Raw genomic sequence first — 14,836 nt, forward strand, 5'->3', positions numbered from 1 at the left:
AATCAAAAAACGCGTTCAAAAAACTATACATTACCTCAACATTAACGTTTTGTTGTGCTTTTGTAGTGTTTTTGTTAAAGAAATTAACATTTGTGATTTATAGTTAAATCAGGCTATTTTTTGATATATTGGTAATTAAGTGATATTTTTTTTATGATGTATGTTTTTTGTTGAGGTTAATTTTATCGTTTTCCTAATGGGATCAGATAAATTTATCTTTCAATAAAAACTAACTAATTATGAAATCAAAATTATTACTAACCGTACTATTACTGTTTACATCTTTTGCATTTTCGCAGAATTTTGATGTTAGCGGAACGGTACTAGATGGCTCGGGATTATCACTACCGGGCGTAAATGTAAAAGTTAAAAGTTCCTCTCAAAGTACAACCACAGACTTTGATGGCTCTTTTAAATTATTAGGAGTTCCAAAAGGAACTACAATCGTTTTCAGTTATATAGGTTTTAAAACGCAGGAAGTTGCAGTTTCAGGAACCAAAATAACAGTAAAAATGAGCGACGACGCCAGATCTCTTGATGAAGTTGTTGTGATTGGTTACGGATCTCAAAAGAAAAGAGAAGTAACCGGAGCTGTTTCTGTAGTAGACAGCAAAACTCTGGACATTTTAAAACCTGTAAAGGTAGAACAAGCTTTGCAGGGAACTGTTTCCGGAGTTAATGTAACTACACAATCCGGAGCACCAGGTGCAAAATTAGATATCCGTATTCGTGGTATAGCCACAAACGGAGAGAATGGTCCGCAAGCCATTATTGATGGTTATGTAGGAGACTTAAGTCTGTTAAATCCAAATGATATTGAAACTATTACTGTTTTAAAAGATGCACAAGCTGCCATTTATGGAACAATTGGTGCAAACGGAATCATTTTGATTACCACTAAAATGGGAAAGAAAAATTCAAAAACAAAAGTCTCTCTTAATAGTTATTCAGGATTTCAGGAAGCTTCAAGAAAATTACCAATGCTGAATGCTACTGAATATGCCTTATTATTAAATGAAAGTTATGCAAATGGAGGAAAGGCACTTCCTTATCCGAATGTAAGTGGTTTAGGAAAAGGAACAGATTGGCAAAAAGAAGTTTTGGGTACAGGTGTACCAATTTTAAATACTGATTTAACAATTTCCGGAGGATCTGAAAAAATTACCTATTCTATCAGTGGTTCACATTTGGATCAGGAAGGTGTTGTAGGACAGGATAAATCCGGGTTTTTAAGAAACACTGCCAGAATAGCTTTAGGTGCTGATCTAAGCGATAAATTCAAAGTAAAAACAAATGTAATTTATACCTACTTCAACAGAAAAACAATTAATGAAAACGGATTAGGATCTATATTATTTAATGCATTAAACGTACCGGCAACTTTTGCTCCATACGACGCAAACGGCGATTTTACTTTAGTGCCAAGTACAACAGGATTGGGAACAGAAATTATAAATCCGTTAGCGCAGATTGCTAATACTTATAACGATTATAATTTTAAAAAGCTGAATGGTAATTTTGGTTTTGATTATAAAATTTTCAAAGGATTTGTATTATCAAGTTCAATTGGATTTAATACTGCAAACAGCGAAGGCAAAACATTTGGAAAACAAATTAGTTATGGCGGAAAAGTTTTTGATGTACAAAGAAGTTCTGTAACACAAACTGCCACAAATGATAATGATTATTCATTTGATATCTACGGAACTTATACCGCAAAAATAGCAGAGAACCATAATATTACCGCTACACTGGGTAATACTATTTTTAAAACATGGGGAAATTCAGCTAATGCTACAGGATTTGACGTTCCTAATAATTCATGGGAATATGCAGATTTATCTTTAACCAGAGGATTGCCAACTGCATTAAATACCGGTGGATACGTTTACGACCAAAGAAGACTTTCTTATTTTGGAAGAGCACAATACGATTATAAAGGAAAGTATCTTTTCTCAGCAATGATCAGACGTGATTCATCGACAAAATTTGGTCCGGGAAATAAAGTGGGATATTTTCCCTCTTTTACAGCAGGATGGGTAGTTTCTGATGAAGGTTTCTTTGGAGAATCAAAAACAGTAAACTTCTTAAAATTCAGAGCGAGTTATGGTACTTTAGGTAATGATCAAATTCCGAATAATGGTTACTTATCACTTTTAACAGGAGAAGCTACTTATGTATTTGATGGTAATTTAACAAGCGGAAAAGCAACAGGACAAATCCCTAATCCTGATTTGAAATGGGAAGAAGCTAAAAAGTTTGATGTCGGTTTAGATTTAAGATTATTTAATGATAAAGTTTCTGTCGTTGCAGATTATTTTATAGATACCAGAAATGATCTTTTGATACCAAATATTCCGGTTTCAGGAATTATAGGAATTGGCGCTCCGGGTGCAAGTGCTCCGACACTGAATGCAGGTTCTGTTAGAAATTCAGGTTTTGAATTTGCTATTGATTATAAAGAAAAATTTTCAGATTCTTTTAGCATGAGTGTAGGTTATAACGTAACCTTTATTAAAAATGAAGTGTTAGAAGTAAATAACGGAACAGGAATTATTGAACAAGGTGGTTTTGGAGTAGGTCAGCCAGCAGCTTCACGCATGGAAGCAGGAAAACCAATAGGATATTTTTACGGCTACAAAACAGATGGATTATTTCAAAATCAGGCAGAAGTTGATGCGCATCCATCACAATTGGCCTTAGGAGCAAATGCTGCACCAGGAGATATTCGTTATGTAGATTTAAATGGAGATGGCGTAATTGATACCAAAGATAAAACCAATATTGGAGATCCAATTCCAGAAGCTACAATGGGATTTAATTTACAGTTAAATTATAAAAACCTTGATTTTGCACTTTACAGTTTTGCTTCAGTTGGAAATGATATGGTGCGTAATTATGAGAGAGTACTTTCTGATGCCAATCGTTTAGATTATGTTTTAGACAGATGGACAGGCGAAGGAACAAGTACTACTGTGCCTCGCGTAACTACGGGAGCAACTGCAAACAATGTACTTTCAGATTATTTTGTAGAAGATGCTTCTTATTTCAGAATTCAAAACATACAATTGGGTTATACACTTAATCCAAATGTATCTCAAAAAGCAGGAATTACGAAACTACGACTTTATGCAGGAGTAAATAACCTATACACTTTTACTAAATATAAAGGTTTTGATCCAGGTTCTTCAGCAGGGCCTACAAATCAGGATGGCGTTTCTCAATCACCAATTGGTGCCGGAATTGATTACGGTTTTTATCCAGTTCCAAGAACCTATTTATTGGGTTTAAACATTAATTTTTAATTTCAATAAAAATGAAAAAATATTTAATCACAACCATTATAACACTTACACTGTTCTCGACAATAAGTATTTCTTGTTCAGACGAGTTTGTAAGTCCTAAACCAAAGTATTCTATAGATTCTGAAAATTATTTCAATTCAAAAGAAGACTATAATGATGCCTTAGTTGCCACTTATGATTTGTTGCAATCTTCGTATGTGAATGTTTTGTTAGGAGAAATTGCTTCAGACAATACATTATGTGGAGGAGAAAGCCCTACAGACGTAATTGGTTTTCAGCAAATAGACGATATGATTCACACACCAGTGAACAGCAATTTAAGAGATATCTGGAATTGGATGTTTGCAGGAGTTCAAAGAGCCAACTATATTCTTGAATTTAAAGATAAAACCGATTTTGAGGGAAAAAACCAGCTAATCGCAGAAACACGTTTTCTGAGAGCATATTACCAGTTTGAGTTAGTGAAATGGTTTGGTGGAATCCCGATGAAAGGAGATGTTAGATTTAAAGTTGGAGATGAAAAAACAGTACCAAGATCAACAACTCAGGAAGTGTATGCTTCAATCGAGGCTGATTTGATTTTTGCTGCCGCTAATTTATCTCCAACGGCATCTCAAAAGGGAAGAGTGACAAAAGGTGCAGCACAGGCATTATTAGGAAAAGCCTATTTGTATCAAAATAAATTTGCACAAGCAGCAACAGTTCTGGATGCAGTAATAGGATCAGGAAAATATGCATTGCAATCAGACTATAATGCAATGTTTGAATTAGAAGGAGAAAACGGAATAGAATCTGTTTTTGAAGTGCAATATACAGATGTTGAAGGTGCTGGTTTTACTTGTTTACAATGTAGTGAAGGTAACGTTGCTGTTGGTTTTAGTGGAATCCGTAATTATTCAGGACCATTATTTTCTTCTGGATTTAGTTTTAATATTCCAACCAAAGAAAGTGCAGATGCTTTCGAAGTTGGTGACAAACGTAAAGATGTTGCAATATTAGATATTGTAGCCTGGGCTGCTGCAAATGCTTCATTTGATGGAGGTAAAGGGGTGAGCTTCGGAAAAGGAAATGAAGACACAGGTTATTTCAACAGAAAATATCTTCCAAGAAAAAGAAGCGCAAATGCCGCTGGAGATTTGAATCTTACAAATCCGAACAATTACAGAGCAATCCGCTATGCAGATGTTTTATTAATGGCTGCTGAGTCATATAGCCGCGCTGGTAATAATGATGCAAAAGCCAGAGAATATCTGAATCAGGTAAGAAGACGTGCTTTCGGAGATAATAATCATGATATTTCAGTTTCAGGAGCAGCTTTGACCGATTTTATTTTGGCTGAAAGAAGAGTGGAACTTTTTGGAGAAGGACACCGTTTCTTCGATTTAGTTAGAACTGGAAAAGCAGTTGGAAAAATTCCAGGTTTTAAAGCAAATAAAAATGAATTATTTCCGCTTCCTATTGAAGAAATTCAATTCGCAAATGGAAACTGGCAACAAAACCCTGGATATTAAAAAAACACTATTATGAAAAAAATATATTTAATTATAAGTCTTTTCGTTTTAATAATCTTTTTTGGTTGTTCAAGCGATGAAAGCAGCAATATTGATTTAGATGGCATAAGTGCGCCAGCTAATGTAGCAGCTTTGACCACAGTAACACAAGATAATTCAGGTAAAGTAACTTTTATACCGAAAGGCGAGGGTGTTACACAATACAAAATAAATTACGGTGATGGATCTCCTGAATCTCCTTACTTTGGAGCAGGTGGTACAACAACGCATACTTATAAAGAAGGTATCTATCAGTCGAAAATTATCGCAATGGGAATTTCAGGAAAAACAACTGAAGTGACGCAACAGGTTGTTGTTTCTTTTAGAGCTCCTGAAAATTTAAAAGTGGTTATTACAAATGATATATCGGTTTCTAAAAAGGTAACAGTTAAAGCAACAGCTGATTTTGCTTTGTTTTATGATGTTTATTTTGGAGAAGCTGGTAAACCAGAACCTATTTCAGCTAATAACGGAGAATCCGTTTCTTATGTTTATAAAGAAGCAGGAACTTATACGATTCGTGTAGTTTCAAAAAGTGCAGCAATTAAAACAACCGAATATACTCAGCAATTTGCTGCTAAACTTGTGCTTAATCCGACAACTTCGGCTACTACACCACCTAACAGACCAGCAGGAAACGTAATTTCTATTTATGGCTCAAAATATACAAATGTTGCCGGAACTAATTTCTATCCAAACTGGGGACAATCAGGCGGTTATTCAGAGTTTGATTTGAATGGCGATAAAATGCTGAATTATACTAATTTGAATTATCAGGGAATTGCATTAGCAGATAATGTAACAGTTGATGTTTCAGGAATGGATTATATTCACATGGATGTTTGGACAGCAGATTTACAGAAAATTGAAACTTCTCTAATCAGTAAAACTAATGGAGAAAGACCAGTTGTAAAAGATCTGATTGCAAACCAATGGACAAGTATTGATATTCCGATTTCGGCATTTACAAGTCAGACAAATTTTAAAGTTGCTGATATTTTTCAATTAAAATTAGTTGGAACTCCTGCAGGTAAAAACGTTTTTATTGATAATATTTATTTCTATAAAAATGGAGAAGCATTAAATACCGCAGCACCAACACCAACAAAAGCGGCAAGCGATGTAATCTCAATGTTTAGTGATGCTTATTCTAATGTGCCAATTGCAACCTGGCGTACAGATTGGTCAGCAGCAACATTAGAAGAAACGGCTGTAGCAGGAAACGCAGTAAAAAAATATTCTGATTTAAATTTTGTGGGTATCGAACCAACTGCTACAATTGATGCTAGTGCAATGACACATTTTCATGTAGATGTCTGGTCAGCTGATTTTACAGAGTTCAGAATAAAATTAGTCGATTTTGGTGCCAATGGCGTGTACAATGGAGGAGGAGATGATAAAGAACACGAAATAAAAGTTACTGCTCCTGCAAAAGGAACATGGGTGAGTTTAGATATTCCTTTAAGTGATTTTACAGGATTAACAACCCGAGCCCATATCGCACAACTTATTTATTCGGGAAATCCTAGCGGAGCACATACTATTTATATAGATAATGTTTATTTCCATAAATAAAACAGGAAAATTTAACTGACATTAAAATGAATTTACATTTTATAAAAAATAACAAAATGAAAAAATATAATAAATACTTCGTATTACTTTTTGCTCTGCTGTTAGTGATAAGTTGTCAAAAAGATGATTATGCTTTTGGCGATTTGTCTTCACCAACAAATTTGCAGGTTAAGGCTGAAATTGTTGGAAAAACAACCGCCGCTCCCAACGGAGATGGATCAGGAATGGTAAAACTTACCGCAACTGCAGATAACGCTATTTCATACAAATATGTATTTCCTGACGGTACTACAGAAAATGCTCCAAGTGGCGTATTTACAAAGCGTTTTACTAAAACAGGATTGAACAAATATACGGTAACAGTAATTGCTTCAGGAAAAGGAGGTGTTGCGACAAATACCACAATTGATGTTGAGGTATTGAGTAATTTCAGCGATGATGAAGCGGTTCAGTTTTTAACTGGCGGTACTTCTAAAAAATGGTATTGGTCAGCATCAGAACCAGGACATTTAGGTGTTGGTCAAAATGATGGAGATGCCACTAAAAACTATTATGCAAACTACTATATGGCGGGTGCTTTTGAAAAAGCCGGTTCACCAAGCAGTAGTTGTTTATACGAAAATGTGTTGACATTCTCTCTTGAAAGTGATCAATTGAAATTTCAATTAGATAATGGTGGATCAACTTTCTTTAACGCTGCTTTTGCAAGCGTAGCCGGAGGAAGCGGACCAGATGATTCTTGCTTGTCATACAATACTTCGGGTAAAAAATCAGTATCATTAAGCCCTTCTGAATCAGTTGTAATGTCAAATCCAAATCATGCGACTCAAACCAGAGGAACTACAATGAATTTTTCTGATAACGGATTTATGGGCTATTATATTGGTCAGAGTTCTTATGAGATTTTGTCAATTACAGCTAATAGAATGGTAGTAAGAGCGGTTATGGGTGGAAATACTGCATTAGCATGGTATCATATTTTTACCACAACAAAACCAACTAAGGCTCCACCAGCAGATTTTACAAAACTAGTTTGGTCAGATGAATTTAATACCGATGGAGCACCAGATGCTACGAAATGGAATTACGATTTAGGCAAAGGCGATAACGGTTGGGGAAATAATGAAAAACAGAATTATACTAACTCGGCTACAAATGTAATTGTACAAGGTGGAAGTTTAAAAATTACAGCCAAAAAAGAAGCTTCAGGCGGAGCTGATTATTCTTCGGCACGATTAAAAACGGATGCTAAATTTGCGTTTACTTACGGAAAAATTGAGGTTAAGGCTAAGCTTCCAATCGGTGCGGGAACCTGGCCGGCAATCTGGATGTTAGGACAAAATTATGCCACAAAACCCTGGCCAGCCTGTGGAGAAATTGATATTATGGAACATGTTGGTAATAACCAAAATGTGATTCTGAGCACACTTCATTATCCCGGACACTCTGGAGGAAGTGGAAATACAGGCTCTAAAACAATACCAAATGTTTCAACCGAATTTCATGTTTATAAAGCGGTTTGGAGTGCGGCATCAGTTACAACATTTGTAGATGATGTTCAGATTCATTCTGTTCCAAACGATGGCTCTTTACCTTTTAACAGTGACTTTTTCTTAATTTTAAATGTCGCAATGGGAGGTAACTTGGGAGGCAATATTGATGCGGCTTTCACGCAGTCTTCTATGGAGATTGATTACGTGAGAGTATATCAATAGATTATAGATTAATTAGTAATAATGAAATGAGAAGGTCAGTTTTAGGCTGACCTTCTTAATTTTTGTAATTTTAAAATGATACTATGAAAAAAATAATGGTATTGCTATTAATTAGCAGTTTTTGTTTCGCACAAGAAATAAAGAGGAAGCTCGTTTGGGAAGAAAATTTCAACAATAAAAATTTAAATGAAAAAGACTGGAATTTCGAAGTTGGCGATGGTTGCCCAAATCTTTGCGGTTTCGGAAATAATGAAAGACAAATTTATACCAAAACCAATCATGAGTTTAAAGATGGCAATTTAGTTATCGAAGCAAAAAAAGAAGGAAACAAATACACCTCAACTAAAATTACAACAAAAGGCAAAAAAGATTTTTTGTATGGTCGAATAGAAGCAAGGGCAAAATTACCAGTAGGACACGGTTTATGGCCGGCATTTTGGATGTTAGGCGCTAATATTGATGAAGTTCATTGGCCAAAAACCGGTGAAATAGATATTTTAGAATACATTGGTCGAGATCCTCATATGGTGTATACGACGTTGCATACACAAGACAGTCACGGAAATACGATTAATACAAAAAGAACTGCTTTCCCCGATATTGAAGAAGGATACCACGTTTATGCAATTGAATGGACGAAGGATAAAATTGATTTTTTTGTCGATAAGACTTTAGTATATACTTTTAATCCTCCAGTAAAAAACGAAGATACCTGGCCTTTTAATAAACCTTTTTATATCATTGTTAATTTAGCGATAGGAGGAAATTTTGGAGGTCCTGAAGTAGATGATAAGGTACTCCCGCAAAAGTATTATATAGATTATGTACGCGTTTATCAATAGGAAATAAAATACTGAAAAAAATAGATATAAGTGTCTTAAGTGTTTGATTGTAAGTTATTTATGTCTATTTTTTTATACTCTTAACATTTCTTAAATATGATATTTTAACACACTTTGTCGATTAAGTTTAAGTTTTATTTATTTTTTTTAATATTTTGCTGTTAATTATTCTTCATTTTATTTGCTTTTTAAAATAATTATTTGTTAAATTTGGTCACGATATTAACATAAACTAAAAAAAGATACGCCTATACAATAAAATTACTTTTTAGAAAAATTACTCCAAATTATAAAAACTAAAAAAGTAGTATTATGGCTGATCTGCATATTCCAGACGCTCTATTAGTAAAGAATTATATTGAAGGCAATGAAACTGCTCTTTCGATATTAATTAAAAGGCACGAGTCTAAAATATATGGATTCATATATTCAAAGATTGCTGATAGAGATATTTCAAACGATATTTTTCAAGACACTTTTATCAAGGTTATTAAAACCTTAAAAAGCAATTCATATAATGAAGAAGGTAAATTTTTGCCTTGGGTTATGCGTATTTCTCACAACTTAATAGTGGATCACTTCCGTAAAACTAAAAAAATGCCAATGTACAGAGAAACAGAAGAGTTTTCTATTTTTTCTGTGATGTCTGACGATTCTTTAACTATTGAAGGCAAAATGATCGTCGATCAGGTCGAAGTTGACTTGAAAAGATTGATCGAAGAACTTCCTGAAGATCAAAAAGAAGTATTGGTAATGCGTATGTATCAGGACATGAGTTTTAAGGAAATCTCTGAACTTACAGATGTTAGTATCAATACAGCGTTAGGAAGAATGCGTTACGCTTTAATGAATTTGAGAAAAATAATTGATAAACATCAAATTATTTTAACCAACTAATACTATTTTGTATATTAGCTCGTTATACTTTATATAAACATATTTATAGTATGGCGAAAATTTACTCTAAGAAGGAATTAGCTTCTAAAAATCTAAAACCTAAGAAAGAAGTTGTTTCTTTCTTGCTAAACTATTCACAAGCATTAACTGTTGTGAAAGTTAAAGATAAAAGTTTTGAGATTATAGCTAATTAAACAGCCCACTATTTCAGTCGGATGTTTATTTTAAGAAAACCATTTTTTGGTTTGAAAAACTCACTATTTGTACATAAATACAGATAGTGAGTTTTTTTTATTATTTAAAAAATAAGTAAGATTATTAGGATGTATTTTTAGCTTTTTTAATTTCATATAATTAGATTTTGTCTGATTTTTCTTTAGGTTTAGTTAAAATGTTATATTTAGGTTAAAATTTATTTGTTTATTCGGTATTTAGTTTTATTTTAGTTAAAAAAGTTGATTTAAATACAGAAAATTTACTCATTAGAGGTTTTTTTCATATTAAAACAATCAAATGATTGGATAATTATTAATGATGTAAGGAAATAAATGTTTAACCAAAAGAAGCAATAATATATGAAGAAAAATTACACTGACTTATTTTGTTAGTTTGTTGTACATCTTTAAATGCTTTTATAAAAAGCATTACAGCAAGTGACTTCTAGAATTTCATTTTATCTAAAAATGTATTCTTTAATTAAAAATCACTTATAAGAAACCCCAAGTGTATTTTACAACCAAATCTAACCAACATGAAGAAGAACCTACAGATAGTATCATTTTTTCTATTGATAACCATCGGAGCATTTGCTCAACAAGAACAAATTAAAGAAGCGCAATCTTTGTATGACAAAGGAAAAAGTGAGGAAGCGCTGGCCATTTTAAATAAAACAGAATATCTTATAATTAATGCAGCTGATGAAGCTAAATCAGACTATTATTTTTTAAAAGGAAATGTTTTAAAAGATTTGGCAGTAAAAAATATAGATGCCGCTAATAATTTTACATTGGCTTCTCAGGCATATCAGGATGTATTTTTGTATGAAAATGAATCAGGAAAATTCAAATTTACCGTTAAAGCGAATGCGGCATTAAAAGAAATGAAATCAAGCCTTGTTAATGGGGCAATGGCCGATTTTAATGCAGGAAAGTTCAAAGAAAGTGCAGAGAAAAGTTACAAAGTTTATTTGTTTGATAAAAAAGATACATTAAACTTATACAATGCTGCATCGTCATCTATTAACGCAAAAGATTATAACTCAGCAATTAAATATTATGAGACCCTAAAAAAGATTAATTTTTCCGGGAATGGAGTTTTGTATTATGCCACAAACAAGAAAACAAAAGAAGAAGATGTTTTTGTTTCGCCAAAAGCCAGAGAATCAGCTATTCAGCAAGGGCTTTACGAGAAACCAAGAACAGAGTCGGTTCCTTCTAGAAAAATAAGTGTTAATAGTAATTTAGCTTATTCTTACATGGAAAACAAAGATTACGCAAAAGCTGAAGTGATTTATAATTATGTTTTAGAACTTGACCCTAATTATGTTGATGCTTATATTAATATGGCTTATCTGAAATTAGAGGAGAAAAGAAATATTGCTGATGAAATAGCAAATTTAGGAACTTCGGCGGCAGAGATGCAGAAGTATGATAAATTAAATGCTAAAAAAGATGATATTGCCCGTAGTGCAATTCCATATCTTAAAAAAGCCCTTACTTTAGAACCTAAAAATACAGATGCAACAAAATCACTTTTAGGAATTTACAGATCACTCGATATGACGAATGAATATAATGCTCTAAAAAGTAGCATGTAAAAAATAAAAAGAAGCTGCTAAATTATTTCTTAGCAGCTTCTTCTATTATTGATTTTTTACCAATAGTTCTGGTAATAATATCTTTCTCCAAACTCCAGCCCCTCGCAGGCGAATATTCTCTTCCGTACCAAATAATCTGCAAATGCAAATCATTCCATATTTCTCTTGGAAACAATCTTTTAGCATCTTTTTCGGTCTGAACTACATTTTTTCCATTCGAAAGATTCCATCGATACATCAGTCTATGAATATGAGTGTCAACTGGAAATGCAGGAACCCCAAAAGCCTGTGACATCACAACACTTGCTGTTTTATGTCCAACCGCTGGCAATTCTTCAAGCGCCTCAAAACTTTGCGGAACCTTTCCATCATGCTTGTCAATTAAAATCTGTGATAAACCATGAATTCCTTTCGATTTCATTGGTGATAAACCACAAGGACGAATAATTTCCTTAATTTCCTCTACAGACATTTTTACCATGTCATACGGATTATCAGCCTTCGCAAAAAGTAATGGTGTAATCTGATTCACACGTACATCTGTACATTGCGCCGAAAGTAAAACGGCGATTAATAAAGTATAAGGATCTTTGTGATCAAGTGGGACAGGTATAGTAGGGTAGAGTTCTTTTAACGTATTTATAACAAATTGTACGCGGGCTTCTTTATTCATTTCCGTATTTTTAATCTCGTAAAAATAGCATAATTTTTATGATGTGCCTAATCCAGCTTTCCGTTTCAACTCCTCATTGAGTCAGTAACATTTTTAAGTATTTAAAAGAGCTTCCTCCGGTCGCTTTTTAAATACAAAAAATGTAAACTGCCACAACTCCGGGGTTTTCACTACAATCTGGGGCATGAAAAAAGTTATGAATTATAAGTTTTGAGTTATGAGTTATCTTTGCTCTTTCTTCTTTATTCTAAAATCAACAATCTAAAATCTAAAATAAAAAATATGACAACATTAAAAGCAGGCGATAAAGCACCCAATTTTTCAGGAACAGATCAGGACGGAAAAACACATAAACTGGCAGATTATGCCGGAAAAAAATTAGTCGTTTTCTTTTATCCAAAAGCAAGCACACCGGGCTGTACCGCTGAAGCCTGTGATTTACGAGATAATTTTCATCGCTTCCAAGCAAATAATTATGAACTTTTGGGTGTAAGTGCCGACAGTCAGAAAGCGCAAACCAAATTCAAGGAAAAATACGAATTGCCATTTCCTTTATTAGCCGATGAAGACAAATCAGTTATCAATGCATTTGGTGTTTGGGGACCAAAAAAATTCATGGGAAAAGAATATGACGGAATCCACAGAGCAACCTTCGTAATCAATGAAAAAGGAATTATCGAAGAAGTAATCGAAAAAGTAAAAACAAAAGAACACGCTTCACAGATTTTGAAATAGTTTTTGCTTCAGCTTCAAGTTTTATGCTGAATCTTGGTACGTAATTTAACCACAAAGAACGCTAAGACTTTCATCAATACGGCTGTTTAAAAAAAAAACACAAAGTTCACAAAGCTTTATCAACACAAAGCTTTGTGAACTTTGTGTTTTTTTCAAAACCCTGATTATAAAAAAAAACTTAGCGTGCTTTGTGGTTAAATTTTTATTCAGTTCAAACGTAAAACTTAAAACAAAAAAAAGTCCCAAATAAGGGACTTTTTATTATGTATTTTGCTCCAATTCCTTTTCCGGATGATATCCAAAAAGGTGGTGTTCTTTTATAATTTCGGCGACTCCGGAAGGAAGCATTGGTTCCCATCCCGTTTTTCCCTGACTGATCATTTTCAAAACTTCTCTTGAGAATACATTTAATATATCTGGGTTATAATCTACGATATCGACCACTTTTCCGTTGAATTTAAAGAATTTATATAATTCTTTCATTCTTGGATGTACTTTTAGGTTATCAGAAGTAATAATCTCACCATCTTCACCCAACATTGGATATAAGAATACTTTCATATCGCGGTAGAATAATTTTCCGAAAGCTTCCAAAATCCCACCACTTAAATGACGGTAGTATTTCTCATCAAAAATATCAACTAAATTGTTTACTCCCATTGCCAATCCCATTCGGGCTTTGGTATAATTAGAGAAATATTCAACAACTTTATAATATTCCTGGAAATTCGAAATCATTACGGTTTGACCAAGTGAACAAAGTAATTCGGCTCTGTCCATAAAATCACGCTCGTCAATTTCACCATCTGAACGTAAATTAGAAAGTGTAATTTCAAATACAACTAAAGTATTGTCTTTTTCAACTTTATTTTCATCGAGAAACATTTTTAATGATTTCTCGTACATATCAAGATTCACATTTGTAACCGGACGAAAACTTCCTCTAAAAGCAAGAAGATTCTTTTTGTATAAAACAGCGGCTGGTAAAACGTTCTTTCCATCAGGATTGAACATTACGGCATCTGTCATTCCGTTTTTAACCAATTGCAAACTCATTAAACGATTATCAACATCAGCAAAACGGGGTCCGGAGAAGTTAATAGTATCGATTTCAAGCTGGTCTTTATCTAAGTGATCGTATAAATAACGAAGTAATCGTTTTGGATCGTTGTATTTGTAAAAAGCACCGTAAATTAAGTTTACACCTAATATACCTAATGTTTCTTGTTGTAGTCGGGCATCAGTCTCTTTAAAACGAATGTGAAGAATAATTTCATTATAAGCTTCGTCTGGTTCAATTTGGTATCGTATTCCAACCCAGCCGTGACCTTTAAATTGTTTGGCAAAATCAATAGTAGCAACCGTATTGGCGTAACTAAAGAAAAGTTTATTAGGGTGTTTTTCTCTACTTAAACGCTCTTCAATAAGTTCTCCTTCAAAGGTCAACATTTTTTTGAGTCGGTTTTCAGTAACGTATCTTCCGTCGCCTTCAATTCCGTAAACGGCGTCACTAAAATCTTTGTCATAGGCAGACATTGCTTTTGCAATAGTTCCCGATGAACCTCCGGACCTGAAAAAATGCCTAACAGTTTCTTGTCCAGCGCCAATTTCAGCAAATGTTCCGTAAATATTCTCGTTTAAATTAATGCGTAACGCTTTGTCTTTTATAGAAGGAATCTGTTCGATGACCTTGTCACCTTTGAGTTTTATTTCTGTACCCATTTTATT

General features: G+C 33.6%; 11 protein-coding genes. 9 read left to right on the plus strand and 2 right to left on the minus strand.

The window, feature by feature from the left end; all coding sequences use genetic code 11:
• Positions 1-239 precede the first annotated feature (239 nt).
• From AC1RRN_RS01455 to AC1RRN_RS01490, 8 genes are all read left to right on the plus strand, one after another.
• Positions 240-3,305 carry a SusC/RagA family TonB-linked outer membrane protein gene (locus tag AC1RRN_RS01455; protein WP_492965575.1) on the plus strand — a complete coding sequence of 1,022 codons (3,066 nt, stop codon included), beginning with the start codon at positions 240-242 and terminating at the stop codon, positions 3,303-3,305.
• 11 nt (positions 3,306-3,316) lie between these two features.
• Positions 3,317-4,816 (plus strand): RagB/SusD family nutrient uptake outer membrane protein, encoded by a 1,500-nt coding sequence (locus AC1RRN_RS01460; protein ID WP_492965576.1) that lies wholly within the window; start codon positions 3,317-3,319, stop codon positions 4,814-4,816.
• Between the two features lie 12 nt (positions 4,817-4,828).
• Positions 4,829-6,430 carry a hypothetical protein gene (locus AC1RRN_RS01465; RefSeq protein ID WP_492965577.1) on the plus strand — a complete coding sequence of 534 codons (1,602 nt, stop codon included), beginning with the start codon at positions 4,829-4,831 and terminating at the stop codon, positions 6,428-6,430.
• A gap of 56 nt (positions 6,431-6,486) precedes the next feature.
• Positions 6,487-8,145 (plus strand): family 16 glycosylhydrolase, encoded by a 1,659-nt coding sequence (locus AC1RRN_RS01470; RefSeq protein WP_492965578.1) that lies wholly within the window; start codon positions 6,487-6,489, stop codon positions 8,143-8,145.
• 83 nt (positions 8,146-8,228) lie between these two features.
• Positions 8,229-8,987 carry a glycoside hydrolase family 16 protein gene (locus AC1RRN_RS01475; protein WP_492965579.1) on the plus strand — a complete coding sequence of 253 codons (759 nt, stop codon included), beginning with the start codon at positions 8,229-8,231 and terminating at the stop codon, positions 8,985-8,987.
• A gap of 312 nt (positions 8,988-9,299) precedes the next feature.
• Positions 9,300-9,884, plus strand: coding sequence for an RNA polymerase sigma factor (locus AC1RRN_RS01480; protein ID WP_026982058.1), 585 nt, complete (start codon positions 9,300-9,302; stop codon positions 9,882-9,884).
• Positions 9,885-9,934: 50 nt separating this feature from the next.
• Positions 9,935-10,078, plus strand: coding sequence for a hypothetical protein (locus AC1RRN_RS01485; protein WP_167547713.1), 144 nt, complete (start codon positions 9,935-9,937; stop codon positions 10,076-10,078).
• A 557-nt stretch (positions 10,079-10,635) separates the two neighbouring features.
• Positions 10,636-11,700 carry a tetratricopeptide repeat protein gene (locus AC1RRN_RS01490; protein ID WP_492965580.1) on the plus strand — a complete coding sequence of 355 codons (1,065 nt, stop codon included), beginning with the start codon at positions 10,636-10,638 and terminating at the stop codon, positions 11,698-11,700.
• Positions 11,701-11,722: 22 nt separating this feature from the next.
• On the opposite strand, the gene AC1RRN_RS01495 is transcribed toward AC1RRN_RS01490, so the two are convergent.
• The gene (locus tag AC1RRN_RS01495) at positions 11,723-12,373 is read right to left on the minus strand and encodes an endonuclease III domain-containing protein (protein WP_492965581.1); all 651 of its coding nucleotides are present in this window, start codon (positions 12,371-12,373) and stop codon (positions 11,723-11,725) included.
• 282 nt (positions 12,374-12,655) lie between these two features.
• Between AC1RRN_RS01495 and bcp the strand changes: the two genes are divergently transcribed.
• Complete coding sequence (bcp, locus tag AC1RRN_RS01500; protein ID WP_492965583.1) at positions 12,656-13,108, plus strand: thioredoxin-dependent thiol peroxidase; 453 nt, start codon at positions 12,656-12,658, stop codon at positions 13,106-13,108.
• A gap of 261 nt (positions 13,109-13,369) precedes the next feature.
• Here the strand turns inward: bcp and AC1RRN_RS01505 are convergent, their stop codons facing one another.
• Positions 13,370-14,830, minus strand: a complete 1,461-nt coding sequence (locus AC1RRN_RS01505) for a TonB-dependent receptor (protein ID WP_492965584.1) — start codon at positions 14,828-14,830, stop codon at positions 13,370-13,372.
• Positions 14,831-14,836: the final 6 nt, after the last annotated feature.

This window comes from Flavobacterium sp. GW821-FHT11G01 (genome assembly GCF_058808175.1).